The organism is Ruminococcus difficilis (assembly GCF_016680995.1).
The window spans coordinates 1-21,858 of sequence record NZ_JAEQMG010000068.1 but is presented as its reverse complement, the minus strand read 5'-3'; the positions used below and the strand labels follow the sequence as shown (position 1 = coordinate 21,858).

21 protein-coding genes are annotated in these 21,858 nt (G+C 54.1%); 4 read left to right on the top strand and 17 right to left on the bottom strand.

The window, feature by feature from the left end:
- Positions 1-83: 83 nt before the first annotated feature.
- From JKK62_RS07990 to JKK62_RS07940, 11 genes are all read right to left on the bottom strand, one after another.
- Positions 84-1,622 (bottom strand): hypothetical protein, encoded by a 1,539-nt coding sequence (locus JKK62_RS07990; RefSeq protein ID WP_201427477.1) that lies wholly within the window; start codon positions 1,620-1,622, stop codon positions 84-86.
- A gap of 184 nt (positions 1,623-1,806) precedes the next feature.
- On the bottom strand, positions 1,807-2,538 hold the full coding sequence (locus JKK62_RS07985; RefSeq protein WP_201427476.1) for a signal peptidase I: 732 nt from the start codon (positions 2,536-2,538) through the stop codon (positions 1,807-1,809).
- 58 nt (positions 2,539-2,596) lie between these two features.
- Entirely contained in the window at positions 2,597-3,364 is a 768-nt protein-coding gene (locus JKK62_RS07980; protein ID WP_201427475.1) for a hypothetical protein, read from the bottom strand.
- Positions 3,365-3,602: 238 nt separating this feature from the next.
- Complete coding sequence (locus JKK62_RS07975; protein WP_201427474.1) at positions 3,603-4,490, bottom strand: hypothetical protein; 888 nt, start codon at positions 4,488-4,490, stop codon at positions 3,603-3,605.
- A 40-nt stretch (positions 4,491-4,530) separates the two neighbouring features.
- Positions 4,531-5,343, bottom strand: coding sequence for a hypothetical protein (locus tag JKK62_RS07970; protein WP_201427473.1), 813 nt, complete (start codon positions 5,341-5,343; stop codon positions 4,531-4,533).
- A gap of 302 nt (positions 5,344-5,645) precedes the next feature.
- A complete protein-coding gene (locus JKK62_RS07965) occupies positions 5,646-5,819 on the bottom strand; it encodes a DUF6472 family protein (RefSeq protein ID WP_201427472.1) in 174 nt (57 codons plus the stop codon).
- Positions 5,819-6,388 (bottom strand): LOG family protein, encoded by a 570-nt coding sequence (locus JKK62_RS07960; RefSeq protein ID WP_201427471.1) that lies wholly within the window; start codon positions 6,386-6,388, stop codon positions 5,819-5,821. Before JKK62_RS07960 ends, JKK62_RS07965 begins: the two co-directional genes overlap by 1 nt.
- A 12-nt stretch (positions 6,389-6,400) precedes the next feature.
- Positions 6,401-6,988: a transcriptional repressor LexA gene (gene lexA, locus JKK62_RS07955; RefSeq protein WP_201427470.1), complete on the bottom strand. Its 588-nt coding sequence runs from the start codon at positions 6,986-6,988 to the stop codon at positions 6,401-6,403.
- Between the two features lie 304 nt (positions 6,989-7,292).
- On the bottom strand, positions 7,293-7,940 hold the full coding sequence (locus JKK62_RS07950) for an HAD family hydrolase (protein ID WP_201427469.1): 648 nt from the start codon (positions 7,938-7,940) through the stop codon (positions 7,293-7,295).
- Between the two features lie 117 nt (positions 7,941-8,057).
- Positions 8,058-8,984, bottom strand: coding sequence for a DMT family transporter (locus JKK62_RS07945; RefSeq protein ID WP_201427468.1), 927 nt, complete (start codon positions 8,982-8,984; stop codon positions 8,058-8,060).
- Between the two features lies 1 nt (position 8,985).
- Positions 8,986-10,275, bottom strand: a complete 1,290-nt coding sequence (locus JKK62_RS07940) for an alpha-amylase family glycosyl hydrolase (RefSeq protein ID WP_201427467.1) — start codon at positions 10,273-10,275, stop codon at positions 8,986-8,988.
- Positions 10,276-10,391: 116 nt separating this feature from the next.
- On the opposite strand from JKK62_RS07940, the gene JKK62_RS07935 reads away from it, so the two are divergent.
- Positions 10,392-11,204, top strand: coding sequence for a hypothetical protein (locus JKK62_RS07935; protein ID WP_201427466.1), 813 nt, complete (start codon positions 10,392-10,394; stop codon positions 11,202-11,204).
- Positions 11,205-11,264: 60 nt separating this feature from the next.
- Here the strand turns inward: JKK62_RS07935 and JKK62_RS07930 are convergent, their stop codons facing one another.
- Positions 11,265-12,212, bottom strand: a complete 948-nt coding sequence (locus JKK62_RS07930; RefSeq protein ID WP_201427465.1) for a transketolase family protein — start codon at positions 12,210-12,212, stop codon at positions 11,265-11,267.
- Positions 12,212-13,060 (bottom strand): transketolase, encoded by an 849-nt coding sequence (locus tag JKK62_RS07925; protein WP_201427464.1) that lies wholly within the window; start codon positions 13,058-13,060, stop codon positions 12,212-12,214. Before JKK62_RS07925 ends, JKK62_RS07930 begins: the two co-directional genes overlap by 1 nt.
- A gap of 241 nt (positions 13,061-13,301) precedes the next feature.
- Between JKK62_RS07925 and JKK62_RS07920 the strand changes: the two genes are divergently transcribed.
- The 3 genes from JKK62_RS07920 to JKK62_RS07910 all read left to right on the top strand — a co-directional run bounded on the left by JKK62_RS07920 (position 13,302) and on the right by JKK62_RS07910 (position 15,842).
- Positions 13,302-14,069: a type III pantothenate kinase gene (locus tag JKK62_RS07920; RefSeq protein ID WP_201427463.1), complete on the top strand. Its 768-nt coding sequence runs from the start codon at positions 13,302-13,304 to the stop codon at positions 14,067-14,069.
- A gap of 163 nt (positions 14,070-14,232) precedes the next feature.
- Positions 14,233-14,829: an ECF transporter S component gene (locus JKK62_RS07915; RefSeq protein WP_201427462.1), complete on the top strand. Its 597-nt coding sequence runs from the start codon at positions 14,233-14,235 to the stop codon at positions 14,827-14,829.
- Between the two features lie 35 nt (positions 14,830-14,864).
- Positions 14,865-15,842 (top strand): biotin--[acetyl-CoA-carboxylase] ligase, encoded by a 978-nt coding sequence (locus JKK62_RS07910; protein ID WP_201427461.1) that lies wholly within the window; start codon positions 14,865-14,867, stop codon positions 15,840-15,842.
- 66 nt (positions 15,843-15,908) lie between these two features.
- On the opposite strand, the gene JKK62_RS07905 is transcribed toward JKK62_RS07910, so the two are convergent.
- From JKK62_RS07905 to JKK62_RS07890, 4 genes are all read right to left on the bottom strand, one after another.
- Complete coding sequence (locus JKK62_RS07905; RefSeq protein WP_201427460.1) at positions 15,909-16,397, bottom strand: hypothetical protein; 489 nt, start codon at positions 16,395-16,397, stop codon at positions 15,909-15,911.
- Positions 16,398-16,533: 136 nt separating this feature from the next.
- Entirely contained in the window at positions 16,534-18,102 is a 1,569-nt protein-coding gene (locus tag JKK62_RS07900; protein ID WP_201427459.1) for a zinc ribbon domain-containing protein, read from the bottom strand.
- A 161-nt stretch (positions 18,103-18,263) separates the two neighbouring features.
- Positions 18,264-21,137, bottom strand: coding sequence for a preprotein translocase subunit SecA (secA, locus tag JKK62_RS07895; RefSeq protein ID WP_201427458.1), 2,874 nt, complete (start codon positions 21,135-21,137; stop codon positions 18,264-18,266).
- A 34-nt stretch (positions 21,138-21,171) separates the two neighbouring features.
- Positions 21,172-21,858: penicillin-binding transpeptidase domain-containing protein (locus JKK62_RS07890; protein ID WP_279380612.1), on the bottom strand; the 687-nt coding region annotated here is incomplete at its 5' end.

The following is a 21,858-nucleotide window of genomic DNA, read 5'->3' as shown; positions in this document are numbered from 1 at the left end:
TCACCTCAAATTTCTTTCTAATGAAACGCCTTATGGGATGCCGAAATAAGATTTTTAGCATCCCGCGGGCAGATTATTTCAGATTATACGAGCTTCTTGAGCATCAGCAGATAGCTCTTGCACTCATTCATGTTCTCCTCGCCGAACAGCTCGTCCATGTAGGCGATGAGTCCGTCGATCTCGTCGCGGATATAGGAGAGGTTGAGAGCCTCGAACTTACGGAGTACCTTGCGCGCGAGGATGTAATCCAGACCGTCGATCTCGGTTCCGCCGGTTCCGACGTACGCGGGTACATAGTCCTTGATCTGCTTCATGATACGGTTACCGAAGGCTACGCGGAAGTGAGCGATGATGTAGTCGTCAACGAGCGCGAGCTTCTTGAGAGTATCCTCGGAAACCGGGTTGTCCGCCTTAGCCTTGTTGAGGATCTCCTCAAAGTGCTTGTAGTTAATGACGACAGGCGGTGTGTCGGGAGCCTCAAAGGCAACGCCCTTGTTGTCGATGTTGATCGGCATCGCACGGTCGTATACCTTATCGGTAACGGCGAAGGTAGAGTCGTCGTTGTTGATGGTACCGCAGTACCACATATTGGGCGGCAGAGTGAACTTGCCGTGTTCGAGCAGCTTGGGGTCGTTCTTCCACTGGCTGGAAACGAGGTCTACGATCCACTCGTCGCGTCTGGGCATTTCGAGGATCGAGAGCATCTCCGCGAAGTAGTACTCAACGCGGGCGATGTTCATTTCGTCGAGGATTACGAGGTAAACGTTCTCGTTGTATCTCGCCTCGTACATAGCTCTGAGCAGCTCGGTCTCGTTGTACTTCTTCGTGAACTCGTTGAAGTAGCCGAACAGCTCGGAACGGTCACGCCATGACGGCTGAACGGGAGTGATTACGGACGGGTTGCTGACGTACTTACCGAAGGCGTACGCGAGTGACGTTTTACCTGTACCGGAAATACCCTGTAATACTATGAGCCTGGTTGACGCGAACGCTGCAACGAAGCGGCGGATCATTGCTATGTCATAGAAAAGGCCGAGTCGTGAGCACGCGAACAGACGGAAGCGGTCGCAGAACTCAGGCAGCGTGATGTCGTTGTCGTACTCAGGCGGCTGATAATCCGCCCAGTCCTCGTCGAGCTGTGTGAGCTTGAGGAAGCGTACCTCGCCGGTATCGCCGTCCTCTTCGCCCTTGTTGAGAGCCTCGATCTCCTCGCCCGTGAGCTCGGCGATCTCGTTGGGGTTCAGACCGATCTGTGATACCTTCATCGAGAGGATCTTGTCCTTCTCGAGGTTGAGGCGCATGACCTCTTTATTGAGCGCCTGTACTTCCTTGACAAGCGAATCGGTGTCCTTCCTTCTGCGGCGACCCTTGATAAACTTTTTTACAGCGACGACGATAAGCCATACGATCAAAGCCATGACCGCGGCGAGAAGAATGATCGCGATGATGGCGATAACCCACGCCAAGCCGCCTAACTCGGTCGTAAAATCGTTGATTATTTCCACATATTTCGGGAAGTTGAACATTCCCGCTATTCCGTTGAATATGCCTGTTATAATTGACCAGAATGAGCCAAAGAACTGGCCGAGAAATTGAAATAGAAAATCAAATACTGTATCCACGGCTCGTCGTCTCCTTAAAAAAATCTGTCAGGTTGATGTGTATGTTCGGATGTGTGACTCCTCGTCACCGGGAAATTCTGCAACGGATTGTCTTTCCGACCGGCCTTCCGGCCGGAAAGAATCAACCGTTTCAATAATGAGCACCTACGGGTGCGTTTAGGGACAAATTAGTTAAATGTGCTTGTTACAGCTCAGTATCGGACTGATCGCCTTCGGCAGGTGTTTGTACCGTCGGTTCACTTTCCTGTTTTAATTTCTGCTGTGCGAGATACTCCTCGATCGCGCGCTGCTTCTGTTCCTCCGTTAGCTCGGAGTTCGCAACGGCTGCGGCAGCCTCCTCGGCAGCCTTCTCCTTGTTGTAAGCTATGATGTTCATGATAACTCTGATTGCCTCGTAAACAAAGAAGAGGATCATCGGGAGCAGAATTACGAGGAAGAATCCAAGCTGAGTTCTGATGAAGCTGAAAAAGTTTCCGACGCCCGGGAATTTTGTTCCGGTGTAGACGGCTAAAATATCCTGAGGTTTTTTTAATTTCTCGTCGGGTTCGGGATTGGTGTTTGGATTGTCGCCCTGTGTTTTGTAATACTCAATACCGTTGTCTTTAACAACTTCTACAATGCGGTGAGTGTTCAACCGGTCTTCTCCGCCGATTTTCTGATAGAAGGTGACTATATCACCTTCCTTGAACCTGTCTGCTGAGTCGGTTGAAATCTTGCTGATAATCAAATCTCCCTCTGAGAACGTGTCCTCCATGGAATTTGACTGTACACTGAGCGGAGCGTATCCGAATAAATTGGGGACTCCTGAAGATTTTGAAGTTATCGCTAACACCACTACCAGTATTGATATAATTAATACTAAAATCACAAGTATATCAACAATAACGTTTATAATTTTTTTCAATGTTTTATTCATGCAGGGTCCCCAATTCTATTGTTTTAGTTTGCTTTAAGGCAAACCTTTCAATTTTTAATTAAGCAGCAGGTGTACCGGTTACGGTGAAGGTAAGACCATTCAAGGTCTGTCCGGCGTTAGTATCATAGCATTCGCTGTCCTGACCTTCGAACCAAATGTACAGATTAAAGTATTCTGCAGCCCCCGCAGCCAGTGTACCGGTACCAACTGTAATGGAAGTAGAAGAGCTTGCTGTGACGGTAGTGTCGCTCTCAGTAGTTGCATTAGTGAGCTGCTTGTTGCTATCGCCTGAGGGTGCGTAGGTGTTGTTCTCGATAGTCTGACCACTCTTGGCAGTACCAGCAGAATCACAAGGAACAAGCGCAACACGGATATAGCTAGATACACTTGCAGGATAGTTTATTGCAATTGCAACGCTGCTAACACTACCGGTATCACCATCATTTTTAACGTTCAGCTGCTCAGCGAAAACATAGTCGCTGCTAGCGCCGGGAGTTACCGACGTACCAGCTGCAGCATTCTTATCATACGCAGTCTCACCTGCAGCAACGCAGTTGTACCAGTTGCCATCAGCCGCGTGGGACGCAGGATACATTATATGCTGGGTTTCCGCAGTACCAAAGCCGTAAGCAACATGAGTTGTCCAAGCCTTGTCAGTCTTACTTATTTTCAGGGTGGAAGCCTTAATTGTCTTTGCGTAAAGACCGTCAGCAGTTGCGGTTGTGTTCTGTGTGAACCATGCGAAGGTCGCGGTTCCGAGTGCGAGCATTGCTACGAGGAGCATTGCTACGGACGAGATCAATAATCTCTTTCTTGATTTTTTCATTGAGAATTTCCTCCTAAATTAGATTTTTGCCCCTAAAACACCATAGGGATTGTTTGTTTATATCAGCGCGTCCGCGCTTATATACAATTGAAAGTTGAAAGTTGAAAATTGAAAATTATCGGCGGGTCAGGCGTTTCGTTCGCGGCTGCTGCTCCTGTCTTTGAGAAAACTGCCGGCTAAACTGCAAACCGGAGCGAAGCGACCCTAAATTTTCCATTTTTCATTTTTAATTTTTCATTTACTTTGTATCCGTTCCGATACCCTGACCCTCGTTGTAGTTCTTCGTGTCGTCCACGAGCTTGCCGTTGTTGTAGTAGTCGCCGAACGGGCTCCGGGTAGCGTCGGGGTCGTCGAGCTTGAAGAGCATTCTCATTCTTACGTAGCCGTCGCGGATATCGTCGATACACTCCGAGTCGTTGCCCTCGATCCAGATGACGATTGTGTACTTGTCAACGTCGCCGGCCTTGAAGTCCGTCGACTTCGCGCTCATGACTACTGTGTCGCTCTCGAACTTCGTCGCGTCGGTCTCCGGCTGCTCGCGGTCGTCGTACTTGCCCTTAGCGTAGATGCTCGGCTCGCCGTTCTTGTAGACCATCACGCGAACCGCCTCGTCGGCTGACTTCGCTACTCCCGTGACGTCGAGCACCGCGTCGTAGTCGATCGCTTCCTCGCCGTCGTTGCGCAGATAGAAGGTATAGGCTACGTAGTTCTCGCCGTTGTGCTCGCCGTCCTTTGAGGTATCGAGGTCGGTGGGCAGCCAGTTGTAGGTGATGTTGGTAACGTCGAGCGCCTGCTTCGCGCTGAGACTCACGCTCTTGCTCTCGAAATCCTTCGATTCGCTGAGGGTGAAGCCCTTGGCTACAGCGGGACGGTCGATCTCGATTACGAGGTCGCCCCACTTTGTAACAAGCATCGAAATGATGAACAGTATCGCAAGCACCGCGGTGACTGCGCCGAGGATTATTCCGAGAATCTTCCTTCTCTTTTTCAGTCCCATGATCTGCGCCGAATCCGTTGCCACGTGGTACTTGCGGATCGTCGGGTTCTGGGTCTGTTTATCATTCAGCCTGCCTAACTCCTCAGGAGTTATGGGTTGTTCACCTTTCGTTTTCTTTTTTCCGAACAATGTTATCACTCCAAAGGTTTAGTCTTGAAAATGCCCAGCCTTAAGAAATCGGTACGTTGTTGTTGTCGGTTCCGACGAAGCTCATCTGAACCTTGAGGTCGGCCTCCTGAACGTCGTCGTTGCACTGAGGATCCTCGCCCTCGATCCAAAGGCGGATCGTCACTTTCTTGGGCTTCATCTCGTCGAGGTGGAAAAGCCTTGTGCCGTCGGAATATACCATCGTGCCGCTCGGCAGATCAAAGGTGCTCAGTCTTGTCACCGCCGCGCCCTTGTTCGGCTCGTAGGTCGCGGTGCCGTTTGATTCGGTGGTGTAGCTCACGCGCGTGCAGCTTACGACCTGATTCTTCGGCGACGGGGAATCCGACGAAACCTTTGTGCCGGTGTCTCTCTGGTCATCGGCGTCCTCGGTGGTGAGATGAACCCACATGTCCTCGGTCGCGATGAAATAACAATCAAACTCGAGGAAGCTCTTTTTGTTTCTCTGACGCTCGGCGCCGCTCTTGTTTGTAAAGCGCGTGCCGTCGTTTGAGGTCACGGGGTCGAGCACGGTATCCGCGAGCTTTGTGTTGTCGCCCGCTAAGAACTCGTCGATCATCTCGTTTGTAATGACCTTGCCGTACTTGCTGAGATCGGTGCCGTAGTCGTGCATGGCGACCTTGAGCTGAACAGCAACGCTGATATGTACGTCAAGTGTGTCTACACCCGCGAAGGTATTGATCGTGAACCACGCGACGGTCGAGGTGGTCATCGAGAGAAGCGTGATGATCGCAATGAACACAATCAGCCTCCTGCGGCTTTTTGAGCTCATTTTTTCACTCGTCAGCTTCTCGGCTGCCTTTTTGAAAACACCCATTGCAGACACTCCTTTTTTCATCATTTATCGACAAAAAGTACAGTTTTGTATGCATTCACAAAAACATCACATTTGCTTTGTGCAGTTTAAACGCCAATTTCCTCCGTTATTAATTGATTTTTGATTAATACTGCGCGAAGGGCGGAATGTCAGGTTTTCAGGGCAAATTGTGCTGTGCGGAAGATAATCCCGGAACCGCTGAAAATACATACCTGAAAACATGGATTTCCGCGTGCAGCGGTCAAAATCCAAGATGTACCTTTCAAATAACGCCGCCCCTTTGCGGGACGGGCAATGAATTATTAATTTTGTTTTTGCACGATCTTGTACTCGTCGTAGAGCTGAAAGTAATGGCAGCCCTTTACGCTCTGGGTGAGGAAGCGCTCCATCTCGTCCTCGTCAAGATTGACCGAGCAGTAGTCGCCGAACTCTTCGTCGGCAACGTAGTGCGCGCACTGTTCGCAGCAATCAGCCATCATCTGCCTCCGTATTTGTCGTACTCGACAGCCGTGTAGCCGTCGATGATCTCAAAGACCTCTTCCTCGGTTTCGACGACCGAGTAAAGGCTTCTGGTGTCCTCAGAGAGAAATTTGCCGCGGATAGCGTTCTCCATGAGCTCGATCAGCCCGTCGTAGCAACCCAGAAGGTTGTAGATAACGATCGGCTTTTTGTGCCTGCCGAGCTGCTTGAGGGTCAGCACCTCGAAAAACTCCTCGAAGGTGCCGATGCCGCCCGCGCAGATGACAAACGCGTCGGAGTTGTCCTCCATGTACGCCTTGCGCTCGCGCATTGAGTCGGTGAAAACAAGATTGCACTCCTCGAGCAGGACATTCCTCTCCCTGAAGAAATACGGGCTGACTCCCGTCGGAACGCCTCCCTCTGAAATATAGCCGCGCGCAGCAGCTCCCATGATCCCGTACTTTCCCGCGCCGAAGATCATACCCTCGCCGCGTCTGCATATCGCCGCGCCGAGAGAGTACGCGGCGTCAAGATATCGTCTGTCGATCGCCTCGCTAGAGGAACCGAAAACGCAAACGGTGCTCAAATCTATCTCTCCTTAGTAATTTCTGATGAGTGAAACGACCTTGCCGAGCAGAACTACCTCGTCGACGATGATCGGCTCGAAGCTGTCGTTTTCGGGCTGCAGGCGGAAGCAGCCGTTTTCCTTGTAAAAACGCTTGACGGTGGCGCTGTCCTCTACCATCGCGACGACGATCTCGCCGTTCTCGGCGACGGGCGTGCGGTGGACGATCACGATATCTCCGTCGAGAATGCCCGCGTTGATCATACTCTCGCCCTGTACTCTGAGCGCAAAGAGCTCTCTGCCGCGCTTGAGCTGCTCGGGCACGGGCACGTAGAACTCAATGTCCTGGATAGCGGTGATGGGAATGCCCGCAGCGACCTTGCCGAGGACGGGCACACTGGCGCTCTTCTCCTCGCCCGCGATCTGAATGCAGCGGTTAACGCCGTGCTCGCGGATAATCAGCCCCTTTTCCTCGAGAGCCTTGAGGTGATGGTGCACCGTCGAGGTCGAGCTGAGTCCCGTGTAGTCGCAGATTTCACGCACAGAGGGTACCCTTCCGCTGTCGGAGCATTCGCGGAGGTATTCGAGTATCTTCGATTGACTTTTACTGAGTGTTTTCATAAGCGCACACACCTTTCCGACTATATTGTAACACAGGTTTTCGGAAAAATCAAACATTTGTTTTGACTTTTTTGAAAAAAATTTTTTCAGCGAGGTTTCAACCAGAATTCACACAGTTTTCATATTGATATAGTTTAATAAAAGCGTACTCAAAAGACGGAACCGCAACCGTCGAGTATATTGTTCTACCCTCCTCAATACGTGCCGGCACAGAGGCACGTAATTGTACCCCTCATTTTTTACAGACAGGAAACGCCCGATGTACCATCGGGCGTTTCTCTCTTTAATTTTCAATTTTTCATTTTCAATTTTCAACTATCCTCACGACGTCAGCCAGTCCGTCAGCGATGTCGTACAGCAGCGGCTTTATCTCCTCCGCCGCGCCGTCGAGGTCGGGCACCATGACCGTTTTGCAGCCTGCCGCGTGAGCCGAGCGTATCCCGTTCGGCGAGTCCTCGAGGGCTATGCACTCTTCGGGCTTCAGGCCGAGGAGGCTCGCGGCATATATATAGATATCGGGCGCAGGCTTGCCGTGCTCGACCTGCTTCGCGCTTGCTACCGCGTCGAAATATTTCAGCAGTCCGACGCGCTCGAGGTACTTCTCGGCGAGGGGCTTCGCGGTTGCCGTCGCGAGTGCGACCTTTATTCCCTTTTCTTTTAAATAGGAAAGAAGATACTCCGCTTGGGGCTTAGGCTCGATGCCGTGGACGTCGACATAGGCGTTCATCAGCTCGATACGCTTGTTTCGCACCTCGTCGTAGTCGAAGCTCTCACCGAACCAGCCCTGTAATTTTTCGATCGCGTAGGGTCGCGCCATTGAGCGGATACCGAGCGCGTGCTTTCGCTCCATCGGGAAGCCGCACGCCTGACCCGCCTCGCACCAGAAGCGGACATATAGCTTTTCACTGTCGAGGATAACACCGTCCATATCGGACAAAACGCCTTTAATCATGCTTTTCTCCTTTCGGAACCTCTCCCGCGTAAACGCGCGGCATTGCTATTACGGCGCGGTATAGTCCGCGATTCTGCCGCCGGGCTTCCCGGACCGTCCATATCAGTGAGAATACCTTTAATCATGACCTTCTCCTTTCGCTTTGATTGTAATATTTACAAGCACTATTCCCGCCGCTATCAGCAGCAGCGCGAGTAGTGTTTCTATTTTAAATACAGCTTCGCCGAGCAGCATTCCCGAGAGCGCGGTGCCGAAAACGGGTATCAGCAGCGTGTAGACCGAGATCTTGCTCGCGGGGTGGTGCTTGAGCAGCGCAGTCCATACGCTGAACGCCGCAGCCGACACAAACGAAAGCCACAGAAGTATCGCCACACCCTGCAGGCTCGAGAAGTTCAGCCTGCCGCCCCAAATCAGTCCGGCGACTGCCAGCAGACCACCGCCGGCAAGGAGCTGCCACGCCGTCACGGTCAGCGGATTCCGTCCGCTTGCGACCTTCTTTGAGAGCAGGTTGCCTGCCGCCGCGCAGGCGGTCGAAATGAAAATCATACTGTCGCCGAAGAGCGTATCGCCCGACACGCCGCCGCCCTGATTCATCACGAGCACGCCGCCGAAGCCGAGGACGCAGCCGAGGATTTTGAGAACGGTCAGCCTGTCCGAGCGGAAGAATACCGGCGCGGCGAGGACGGTCAGAAACGACGCGCAGGCGGTGATTATCGAGGTATTCGCGCCGCTCGTGAAGCCCAGCCCGATGTAGGTGAAAAAGTACTGACCCGCCGTCAGCACAAGACCGAGGGTCACGATCGGGAGCACGTCGGCTTTCTTCGGAAGGACGCGCGTATGCTGCAAGGCGGTGACGGGCAGCACCATCAGCCCCGCGAGGAAGAACCGGCAGCCCGCGAAGAGCAGCATTGCGCCGACGTCGCCGTCAGCCACTCCGAACGCCGAATATCCGAGCTTTATGAACGGAAACGCCGTGCCCCAGAGCAGGGTGCAGAACACAGAGAGCAGCACGGCGGCGGTTTTTGTTCGAAGAAATCCCTTCATATCAGAAGTTGCGCAGGATCACGGGCAGGCCGTTCGAGCTGAGCATTCCGCGGAACACCTCGACAGCCTCGCCGCTGATAAGGTTCTCATAAACGCCGTCCTCAAACTCGACGCGAACCAAACCGCCCTCGCCCCTGAGAGGAAATACGCCGAGCATTTTTCTGCCGTCATGCTCTCTGAGCGCGACGAGGGTGTCCTCCGAGGGCGCGGTGACGGTGTAGGAGCAGTCGGCAAATACCGGGTCGCGCTTTATATCTGACAGGCGCGCGATGTATCTGGTTAAATCAATGCTCTCCGCCGCGTTCCACCTGACGGTGTCGCGGTCAAAGAGCGACGGCGCGTGCGCGACAGCCTTTTCCTGTCCGTTGTAGATGAGCGTCATGCCCTTCTGGAAGAAGAGGAACGCCGTCCATGCCCTGAGCCTGTTTTCGTCGGGAATCAGGAACCTCGCGCGCGGCTGGTCGTGGTTCTCGAGGAAGCGGAGCTTGACGTAGTTGTCGGGGAAGGTGTACTCCTGACGGTTGAGCGCGTCGGCGTAGGCTTCAAGACTGCCGCTGCCGTCGAGGTATGCTTTCATCGCGCCGTAGACGTCGTAGTCGTACGCCATGTCGAACGCCTGAAAAATTTCTGAATCAGACAGCGCGGTCATTCCGCGTCCGCGCATATATGTAATGAAGCCGGGTTCGACGGACTCGCTGAGCCAGATGCAGCCCTCGCGTACCGTTTCGACCTCCTCGCGCGCCTTTAGCCAGAACTCGAGCGGAATCAGCGGCGCGACGTCGCAGCGGAAGCCGTCGACGATGCCTGCCCAGAACTTGAGCGTTTCGATCTGGTAGTCCCATAGCTCGCGGTTCGAGTAATCGAGGTCGATGATATCCGTCCAGTCGCCGACGCGGTTGCCAAAGCTGCCGTCGGGACGGTGATAGAACCACTCGGGGTGCTTTTGGCTCAGAACGGAGTCGGGCGAGGTGTGGTTATAGACCACGTCGATGATGCACTTCATGCCCTTTCCGTGGATCGCGCCGACAAGGCTCTTGAAGTCCGACATGCTGCCGAACTCGGGGTTGACCTCGCGGTAGTCGCTTATCGCGTAGGGCGAGCCGAGAGTACCCTTCCGCGCCTGCCTGCCGATCGGGTGGATAGGCATGAACCAGATGATATCCGTGCCGAGGGCTTTTATCTCGTCAAGGCGGCTCTGAACCGCGGCGAAGGTGCCTTCGTCGCTGAAATTGCGGACGAACACCTGATACATCACCTGATTTCTCAGTGTTTTTTGTGTTGATACAGCCATTTGTTACACCTCTTTCTTATATCTTGTATTATGAAAAATTTGTGCTATAATTTAATACGAAAGGTCTTGTATTATGAAAAATTTGTGCTATAATTTAATCCGAAAGGAGAATTTCTATGGAAAAACAAATTATGCGGGGCAAGGCGCCCGTTATGATATGCGCGGCGATCTCGCTGCTTGGATTTCTTGCCTGTATCTCTGTTATTTTCTTCACATCAGGCTTTGGCTCAGCGCAGAACGCGCAGGGTGGCTTCGGCATGATATGGTTTTATTTGCGTTATATAGTATTTCCGGTTCTGCCGTGCCTTATCTTTTCGCTGTATATCTTTTTCTTTCGCGAAACAAAGGCGGGAGTATTCCTTTTGCCGGCGGCTTTCGTGCTCGCGGCAATTCAGAAGGCGATCGCTGCCGTTGTTGTTTTTCAGCAAATTCCCTTCTATACAAGCAACGGCTTGGACAGCATAACTTCTTCCGACTCTGTTTTTCTGATAGCAAGGTACATTTTATTCATCGCGGCGTGCGGGGTTATCGTTGCCGCCGCGATAAAGGGATTGCCGTCAAAGCCGCTGCTTATCCCTGCGTCGGCAGTCCTCCTTTTCTGTCACACGAACCTGCTGTTCAACTACATATATCAGCACAACGTGTATTCAATTCCGCTCGAGCCTGCCGACATCATCACCTACGGTGCGCTGTTCGCGGTATTTATCGGCACTCTCATTTACGGCTTGGTAAATAAAACGCAGTCGTTTTCAGAGGTGTTCCGCGGTTTCAGCGAGAAGCAGACCGTCAAAAAGAACCTCCGCGAGCGCAGAGAACTTGAGGAAGAGCTTGACGAGCTGAAATTCCGCCGCGACAACGGATATCTTCCGCAGGAGGATTACGCCGAGCTTGCAGCGGAAATAACAAACCGGCTGAACGAGCTGCAATAATAAAAAACGGCGCTGTGAAGGACCGAAGCGTTTTGCTTCGTTCCTCGCAGCGCCATAATATTATTTCTCTTTTACAACCTCGCGGATAACGTTCGCGATATGCGGCTGGGTGAGCTTGAACTCGTCGAGCAGCTCCCAAGCGGGACCGCTGTGGCCGAACTCGTCCTGAACGCCGATTCGCGTTACCTTTACGGGACATTCCGCCGTAACTACCTCGCAGACCGCGTCCGCAAGTCCGCCGACAACGTTGTGCTCCTCAACGGTGATGATCCTGCCCGTTTCCTTCGCCGCCTTTATGATGATAGCGCGGTCGATTGGCTTGATTGTGTGAATGTTTATCAGGCGCGCCGAAATGCCCTCTGCCTCGAGCTCCTGAACAGCCTTGCGCGCTTCGTTGACGACAAGACCCGTCGCGATAACGGCAACGTCGTTACCCTCGTGGAGAGTGATGCCCTTGCCCAGCTCGAAGGAGTAGGTTTCGGGGTCGTTGAAGCTGTCGATAGCCAGTCTGCCGAGGCGGATATATACGGGGCCGTCGTACTCGATAGCCGCCTTTGTCGCCGCCTTCATCTCCCAGTGGTCGGCAGGATTGAGAACTACCATGTTCGGGATAGCGCGCATGATCGCGATATCCTCGATGCACTGGTGTGTCGCGCCGTCCTCACCCGTGGAGATACCCGCGTGTGAGCCCGCGATCTTTACGTTGAGGCGCGGATAGGCGATAGAGTTGCGGATCTGCTCGAACGCTCTGCCTGTTGCGAACATCGCGAACGACGCCGCTACGGGGATCTTGCCCGCAGCCGCCATGCCTGCCGCGACGCCCATCATGTTGCCCTCGGCGATACCGCAGTCGAAGAAGCGGTCGGGGTATGCCTTCTTGAAAACGCCTGTCTTTGTAGCCGCAGCGAGGTCGGCGTCAAAAACGACGATGTCCTTGTTATCCTTTGCGAGCTCGCAGAGCGCTTCGCCGAAGCTCTCGCGCGTTGCCTTCAATACTGTCTGAGCCATCAGCACTCGCCCTCCAATCTCTTGATTTCCGCCTTAAGCTCGGCGGTTGCCTGCTCGTACTGCTCCTTGTTGGGAGCGGTGCCGTGCCAGCCGACCTGATTTTCCATGAACGATACGCCCTTGCCCTTGACTGTTGCGGCAAGGATAGCCGTGGGCTTGCCCTTAACGGTCTTTGCCTTGTCCAAAGCTGATGCGATCTGCTCAAAATCATGGCCGTCGATCTTTATTACTTCAAATCCGAAGGACTCGAACTTCTTGTCAAGCGGTTCAATTCCCGCTACCTCGTCGACGGTGCCGTCGATCTGCAGACCGTTCTGGTCTACCATTACAACGAGGTTGTCGAGCTTGTGGTGAGATGCGAACATCGCCGCCTCCCAGACCTGACCTTCCTCTACCTCGCCGTCGCCGAGAAGTGTATAGGTACGATAGTCTTTGCCGTCGAGCTTCGCAGCCAGCGCCATGCCGCACGCGGCTGAGATTCCCTGTCCGAGCGAGCCTGTGCTCATGTCGACGCCGGGCGTCTTTTTCATATCGGGGTGACCCTGGAGCATCGCGCCGATGTGGCGGAGTACCGTAAGCTCGTTCCAGTCAAAATAGCCCTTGAGCGCCAGAGTGGCGTAGAGGCTGGGACAGCAGTGTCCCTTTGAGAGTACAAAGCGGTCGCGGTCTGCCCAACCGGGATTTGCGGGATCTACGTTCATCTCCTTAAAATAGAGATATGTGAAGATATCCGCCGCCGAGAGCGAGCCGCCGGGGTGACCGGACTTTGCGTGATATGTGCCGAGGATTGCGCCCAAGCGTGACTTTGCGGCAAGAATCCGAAGCTGTCTGAGTTCTGAACTATCCATCTGATTAACCATCCTTTCTCAAAAACCCCCATGGTTTTCAATGCAAGCCGCATCTGAATTCCGACAAATGCCGACGGAAAACCACAATGCCTAGCTATAAATATTATACACCATCGCGGTGAAAATTCAACAAATAATTAACCACTTTTTCAAATTGTAATAAAATACCTAATATGCACCTTGAAACTGTAGAAAAATGTGTTATAATTATTGATGTAATAATCATTAGGAGAAAACACTTATGCTGCTTACAGCCGACGTAGGAAATACCAATATAAAATTCGGTCTTTTCGAGGGCGACGAGCTGAAATTCAAGCTCAGGATCTCGACCGATACGCGCAAGACAAGCGACGAAATCGCGGTCGAGCTATTCACCTTCTTCCAGATCTACCATATCGACAACAAGGCTATCGACGCGGCGATAATCAGCTCCGTCGTACCTAAGATAACCCAGCCTCTGCGCGACGCTATCGAAGTCAGCACCGGCGTGCGCAGCCTTGTGGTAGGCCCCGGGCTGAAAACAGGCATTGAACTGCGTATCGACCGGCCCGAAACCCTCGGCGGCGACATAGTCTGCGGCTGCGTCGGCGCGCTCGAGAAGTACGGCGGCCCGCTGCTGATGATATTCATGGGCACGGCGACGGTCATCGGCTACGTCGACAGCAACAACGCATACCGCGGCGGCGCTATCGCACCGGGCGTGGGAATCTCGCTCGACGCGCTGACAAACAACGGCGCGCTTCTGCCTGCGGTCGACCTGCGCGCGCCGAAGAGCGCTATCCGCACCAACACCGTCGACTGCATTCGCTCGGGCGTTATGTTCGGCACGGCGTGTATGCTCGACGGAATGCTCGACAAGTTCCTCGCGGAAGCCGGAGAGGACTGCAAGATCATCGCCACGGGCGGGCTTGCTCCCCAGATGATAAGAAACTGCTCGCACGAGATCTTGTTTGACGAGAACATTATCCTCGAGGGCTTGAAATCGATATATAAGAGGAACAGGAAGTAAGTCAATGGAAAATTGAAAATGAAAAATGGAAAATTAAGGGTCGCTTCGCTCCGAATTATATTAATTTTCAATTAATCCGTACAACAGAGCTTCGGCTCTTTGTAAATAAACTTTGCGTCTTATCTGTATCAAATCGGCAGAAAGACAGCAGGAGGTTGTTTTAATGAAAAAGCAAAACACTAACAGCAAAACCTTTACGCTTGTGGGTCTTGCTATCCTGACGGCAATCATCATCGTGCTGCAGGTAGTCACCACATACTTCCCCACAAAGCCCTTCGCGATCACTCTGGCGCTGATCCCGATCGTCATCGGCTCGGCTCTCTACGGCGCGAAGGCAGGCGCGTATCTCGGCGCGGTATTCAGCGTCGTGGTTCTCATCATGTGCGCGGCAGGCGCTGACGCCGGCGGTGCGATGGTGTTCTACGCGAACCCCGCAATGTGCATTCTGCTCTGTCTGCTCAAGGGCTCGGCGGCAGGCTTCGTCGCGGGTCTTATCTACAACGCGGTCAGCAAAAAGAACCAGATCCTCGGCGCCGTACTCGCGGCACTCGCCGCTCCCGTCGTCAACACGGGCATCTTTATCGCGGGTCTGCTGCTCTTCTTCCGCGACGTTCTCGCGCAGTGGGCAGGCGACACAGACATTCTGTTCTTCGCCATCATCGGTCTGACGGGTGTGAACTTCCTCGTTGAGCTTGGCGTGAACATGATCCTCTGCCCCGTTATCGTAAAGGTTGTCAACGCGGTAAGAACAAGAAAGTAATCTATACACAGTACCTCCCTTTTGGGAGAGAGGAGATGATTGTTGTGAAAGAGCAGATCCTCGCGCTGCTCACGCAGTGCGGCGGCTACCTCTCGGGTCAGGCGCTCGCAAAGGAGCTGGGCGTGTCGCGGCAGGCGGTGTGGAAGGGCATCAACGCCCTGAGATCGAGCGGCTGCGTGATCGAATCCGCGCCAAACAAGGGCTACAGGCTCGTTTCGCTGCCCGAATATCTCAACGAAACCGCCATCAGAAAACATCTCGGCACCTCGGTTATCGGCAATAACCTGATCGTGCTCGACTCGGTAGGCTCGACAAACGATTATCTCAAGCGCCTCGGCAGCGACGGCTGCGAAAACGGCACCGTCGTCACCACGCGCGAACAGAAAAGCGGCAAGGGCAGGCTCGGCAGGGTATGGCAGAGCAAGCGCGACGAAAACCTCGCGTTCTCTATCCTCCTCCGCCCGAAGCTCGCTCCGAAGGACGTTACACCGATCACGCCTCTCGCGGGTCTTGCCGTGTGCAAGGCTCTGCGCAAGACGACGGGACTTGACTGCAGAATCAAGTGGCCGAACGACATTATCATCGGCAAAAAGAAGCTCGTCGGCATACTCACCGAGATGTGCGCGGAGTTCGACGCTGTGGAGTACGTCATCACGGGCATCGGCGTGAACGTCGATCAGATAGAGTTCCCCGAGGAAATCGCATACAAGGCGACCTCGATTCTGCTCGAAACGGGCAGACATTACGACAAGAACCGCCTTCTCGCGGCGCTGCTCGGACAGATCGAGCGTGAATTCACACGCTATAACCTCGAGCTTCCGCCCGAGGCTCTCGAGGAGTACGTTTCGCTCTGCGCGACGATCGGCAGGAGCGTCACCTTCAAGAAGGGCGAGCGCACCGTAAGCGGCGCGGCTGTGGGAGTTACCGCGGCAGGCGAGCTGAGAGTCATGCTCTCTGACGGCACCGTCCGCACCCTCAACGCCGGCGAGGTCACGGTTCAGGGAATTTACTAGATTCAAAATTAATTTTTACCAATTGCCAAAACTAAAACGGAGAGCAACACGCTCTCCGTTTTTCTGTTACTTAAATTCAAGTGTTACGCCGTCGCCGCTCTGAGTGAGGACTGCGGTGTTGCTTCCCGTGCGGAAGCTGCAGGTCGTACCCTCGTCCTTGATCGGGTCGCCGTACTTCTTGGTGAGCTCGTCCTTCGCTGTGTCATAGGCGAGCGCGCCGGCTGTGAGCTTGACCGAGCTGATAACGTCGCCGCCCTTCTGGACGGTAGCAACGCCTGTGGCAGCCGTGCCGAACAGCTGACCCTTGACCTCGATCTGGTTGTTGGCGGTATAGCTCTCCATGCCGACCTGATTTGTCAGCTTGCCGATCCAGCTCTCGCAGGTCAGCAGGTCTTTTGTTTCATAGGTCTTTGCCTGAACCGCGCTTGCAGCCGTTGTTGTCTGAGTCTTATTGCCCTTGCCCGTGCAGCTGCAGCCCGTGAAGGTAAGAGCGGAAAAAGCGGACGCTCCGACAAGCAGGATCGCCGCCGCAGTCGTCAGAAATCTTTTATTCATTGGTAATTCACTCCTTTATCCTCTATCATACCACATCAAAACAAAATATACAAGTATTTTATATCCGTCTTTTTGTCCGCGGAGTTTATAAAAAACGGGAGGTACGGCGCTTTGCCGTATCTCCCGTAAGATTTTATCAGATGAGCTTTGTCGCTGTGTAGTATTTGCTGTTGGGTTCGAGGTAGGAATTGCTCTTTGCAGCGTCGTCGGTCGACTTGCCGTGTGAGCCTGCGTAGCTCGAATAGCCGCCGTAGATGAACTCTCCGTTGACGAAGAAGCCCTTCGTCTCGAGCTCGAGGGTGCAGTAGTAATTCTGAGTCGAGTTGCGGACGATTGCCACGATGTCGTGGTAGTCGGAATTATCCTTCCAGCTTACATAGTACAGGTCGGTGACCTCGAGCTTGTCGCCCTTCTTGTATGAGGAATCGAGTTCGGGGTGATCGGTGATGTACTTCTTGATCGCCTCTGCGTTCTTCTTCGCGGACTTTTCGTCGAGCTTCTCGGGCATTGCAACGGTGTAGGTGAAGGGCTTGCCCTCGAGAACCAGACCGTAGTTGTCCGCCATATAGGAGTTGTCGCCATCGTAGCTGACGGTTACCTTGTCGCCTGCCTTGAGAGCGGCTTTCTTGTCAAAGCTGAGATAGATGCTTGTGATGTAGTTGTCATTCGCATCGTAAACAGAGGGAGCGTAGGACTCATAGCTCTCGTTCTTGACGGTATAGCTGCCGAACTTCGCCTCAAAGGGCAGGATACCCATTGTTACCTCGCCGAGGCTGTCGACGATCGCGCTCGCGAGCTTGTTCTTCTCGATGTAGCCGAGAAGGTCGATATTCTCGGTGTCAACAACGCTGTAGCCCTCAGCCTCGATCGAATCAGCGATATTTACGTTGACCGTGCCGCCGGCAAAGGACGCGCCGATCATGCTTTCCTCTGTTCTGAGGCTCTCGTAGCCGAAAGAATCCTTCTCGGGAAGAACGATTGTGATTTTTACCTCGCTGTCCTTCTTGAGGTTGCTGAAGGTTACGTACTTGTAGCCGTAGTCCATGTTGGAGGTGTCGCTTGAGTCAACATACTCGACCTTGATATCATAGAGAGCGCTGTCGAGAGCCGAAAGCGCCGCGGGCTTGCCGTTGAAGATCTGGGGATAAGCGTCGACGATCTTCCGGCTGTCGAGCTCGAACTCGCCGTTGATCTTGCCGTCTACAACACTTTCGCCGTGCTCGTAAAGATCAACTGTGACGAATTTGGTAAGATCGATCTTGGGTTTGGTCATCGGAATGATCACCGCGAAGATCACAACCAGAATAGCCGCGACTGCTGCAACGCCGATGCCGCCGAAGATGATGCCGAGCTTTGCAGCCTTGGGGAAGGGCTTCTTCTCTGCGGGAGGTACGGTCTGAACGTTTGTCTGATTGAAGTCATCCGCCATAGGAGGAACCGGCTGATAGCCTTCGGGAGCCTGCATGGGCTGAACCTCGGGCCGGGGTGCCTGTACGGGCTGAACCTCGGGCTGAGGTGCCTCGGGTGCCTGTACGGGCTGAACCTCGGGCTGAGGTGCCTCGGGAGCCTGCATGGGCTGTACCTCGGGCTGAGGTGCCTCGGGAGCCTGCTGAGGTGCCGCGTTCAGGGGCTTAACGGGAGCGCCGCACTTCTGGCAGAACTTATCGTTATCGTTTACGGGATTACCGCATTTTTCGCAAAACATAGATACTCTCCTTTGCATAATTATTCAACAATATAATTTTATTGTTTTTACGCGCTAAAGTCAATTACACGGTTTACCAAAATTAATGGCACAATCGGAGTCGGTTTTGGTGGTAAATAGGAAAGGAAGGGCGATTAGCCCTTCCTTAATAAATTGAAAATTTAAGCGTCGCGTCCGCAGCACTTCTTGTACTTCTTGCCGCTGCCGCACGGACAGGGATCGTTTCTGCCGACCTTCTTGCCCTTGCGGACGGTCTTGTTGGCGGTGTCGGTGCCATCGCCCGAGGTCTTTGTGGGCTGAGCGACCTGCTCGCGCTTGAGAGCCGCCTCAACCGGGTTGGGCTGCTGCTTCTTTTTCTCGCCCTTGTCGAGCATGACCTGATGCGCCGCTGCCGCAGCTGCCTCAGCCGCCTTGCGCGCAGCTTCGATCGCTTCCTGGCGCTTCTGGATCTCATACACGCGCTTGGGCATGATAAGCATCATCTTTATCGTATCCTCGCGGATATTCTCGATCATCTCGTCGAACATGTCGAAGCCCTCAAGACGGTACTCGACAACGGGGTCGTGCTGACCGTATGAACGCAGGCGGATACCTGCCTTGAGCTGATCCATCGCGTCGATGTGATCCATCCAGTGGGTGTCGACTGCCTTGAGCAGATATACGCGCTCCATCTCGCGGATAACCTCGGGAGCAAGCAGCTCCTCGTTTGCCTTGAAGATATTCAGAGCGTCCTCTTTGATCATATCGCCGATTTCGGACGGCTCCATCTCCTCGAGGTCGTCCTTGTCGAGAGCGTAGCGCTTCTCGTCGGTGATGATCCAGCCCTTGTAGTACTCGATAAGTCCCGGGTAGTTCCAGTTTTCGCGGGGGCCTTCGGGCAGATAGTGCACAATAGAGGTGTCGATCGAATCGGAAAGCATCTTGAGCACGGTGTCGTGAAGATCCTCGCCGTTGAGTACCTGGTCGCGCTGGCCGTAGATGATCTCGCGCTGGCGGTTGAGAACGTCGTCGTACTGGAGTACGTCCTTACGTATGCCGAAGTTGCGCAGCTCGACCTTTTCCTGCGAGCCTTCGATGATGTTTGAGAGCATCTTGTTCTCGATCGGGGTGTCCTCGTCGACGTTCATGCGCTCCATCATAGCCTTCATTCTGTCGCCGCCGAACAGACGCATGAGGTCGTCCTCGGTGGACAGGAAGAAGCGGCTCACACCCGGGTCGCCCTGACGTCCCGAACGTCCGCGGAGCTGGTTGTCGATACGGCGCGACTCGTGGCGCTCTGTACCGATGATCATCAGACCGCCCGCCTCTCTTACGCGGTCAGCCTCGTCCTTTATCTCGTCCTTGTATTTCTCGTTTAACTCTTGGAAGGTCTTTCTCGCCTCGAGAATCTCCTCGTTATCGGTCTCGGCGTAGCCTGTCGCCTCCTCGATAAGCTCCTCGGGATAGCCCTGCTTGCGCATGGAAGCCTTCGCCATGTACTCCGCGTTACCGCCGAGGATAATATCGGTACCGCGGCCTGCCATGTTGGTCGCGATGGTCACCGCGCCGTACTTACCTGCCTGGGCGACGATCTCGGCTTCCTTGTCGTGCTGCTTCGCGTTGAGAACGTTGTGCGCAACACCGCGGCGCTTGAGCATCTTCGAGAGCAGCTCGGATTTTTCGATCGAAATAGTACCGACAAGCACCGGCTGACCCTTCTTGTTCGCCTCGACGATCTGGTCGATTACCGCGTTGAACTTGCCGCGCTCGGTCTTGAATACGGAGTCGGGAAGATCCTGACGGATAACGGGCTTGTTGGTCGGAACCTCGACAACGTCGAGCTTGTAGATCTCCTGGAACTCCTCGCTCTCGGTCTGACCTGTACCTGTCATGCCCGACAGCTTGCCGTACAGACGGAAGTAGTTCTGGAAGGTGATTGTCGCGAGCGTCTTGCTCTCGCTCTGAACCTTTACGCCCTCCTTAGCCTCGATAGCCTGGTGCAGACCCTCGTTGAAGCGTCTGCCGTACATCAGACGGCCTGTGAACTCGTCGACGATGATGACCTCGCCGTCCTTGACAACGTAGTCAACGTCGAGCTTCATTACGCCGTTAGCCTTGATTGCCTGGTTGATGTGGTGAGAAATCGTGAGGTTCTCGGGGTCGGTGAGGTTCTCAAGGCCGAAATGCTCCTCAGCCTTCTTTACGCCGAGCTGAGTAAGGGTAGCTGTCTTTTGCTTCTCGTCGACAACGTAGTCGATGCCGTTCTCCTCGTAGTAGGCTTCCATGTCCTCCTTGGAGTCGAGCTCGGTGAAGCGCTGTAATTTGAGCGTCTTTGCGAACGCGTCAGCCTTCTCGTACAGATCGGTGGACTTGTCGCCTTTGCCCGAAATGATAAGAGGTGTACGCGCCTCGTCGATAAGGATAGAGTCGACCTCGTCGACGATCGCGAACGCGTGGCCGCGCTGAACCTTGTTCTCCTTGTAAACTACCATGTTGTCGCGCAGGTAGTCGAAGCCGAGCTCGTTGTTTGTGCCGTAGGTGATATCCGCGGCGTAGGCTTCCTTTCTGAGGTCGTTCTCGAGGTCGTGTACGATAAGTCCGACCTTGAGTCCCATGTACTTATAGAGCTTGCCCATCCACTCGGAGTCGCGGCGGGCAAGGTAGTCGTTGACGGTTACGATGTGAACGCCGTTGCCCGTGAGCGCGTTGAGGTACGCGGGCAGCGTCGCAACGAGGGTTTTACCTTCACCTGTTTTCATCTCGGCGATACGTCCCTGGTGGAGCACGATGCCGCCGAGCACCTGTACGGGGAAGTGCTTCATTCCGAGCACTCTCCAGCTCGCCTCGCGGCATGCCGCAAACGCGTCGGGAAGAATATCGTCGGTCGTCTCGCCGTTTGCGAGGCGTTCCTTGAGAAGCGTCGTCTGGTTCTTGAGCTCGCTCTCGCTCATTGCGGCATACTTGCTCTCAAGCGCGAGAACCTTGTCAGCGATGGGCTGGATCCTCTTGACCTCGCGCTTGCTGTAGTTGCCGAAAAGTGATTTTAAGAAATTCATTTATATCATTATCCTTTCGTGGTTGTTTTCTGTATTAATATCCCCTGAGAGCCTGCGCCGCGCTCTGCATGGCGGTCTCCGCAACGGGACGCGCGTACTGGCTGCCGAAGCCCGCGTCCTCTACGACGCAGGCAAACGCGAGCGGACAGTCCTCGTCGGTCGAGAAACCGACCATCCACGCGTTGGGGCTTTTTTCATCGCCGACCTCGGCTGTACCCGTCTTTGCGCGTACGCTCAGGCTGCCGAAGGTATAGGACGGCATTGACTGGCTGAGCGTCGAGGCGGTGGAGCTTTTGAGGAGCTCGCGGCTCTTTGTGTCGTTAAGACCTATCATCTTGAGCAGATCGCCCGTACCGCTCTTTATATACGTCGGGTTGACGGAGTTGCCGCCGTTCGCGATGGCTCCGCAGAGGATTGCCATCTGCATCGGGTTGACCTCGTCGTTGTACTGTCCGACGCCCGACCACGCAAGCTCGTTTGTCGTCGCCTTGGAAACGTCGTAGTGACCCTTGGCTGTGCTCACGTCGTCGATCTCATAGCTGAGGTTGATTCCCATCTTCTCGGCTGCCGCGGTCATTTTTTCGGGGCCGAGCTCAACCGCAAGCTCCGCGAAAACGATGTTGCAGGAGTGCTCGAGCGCGCCGTAGAAGTCGAGCGTGCCGTGAGCCTCGCCGTCAACGCAGCGAACCTCCGCACCGCCGATGTCCTCGTGACCCTCGCA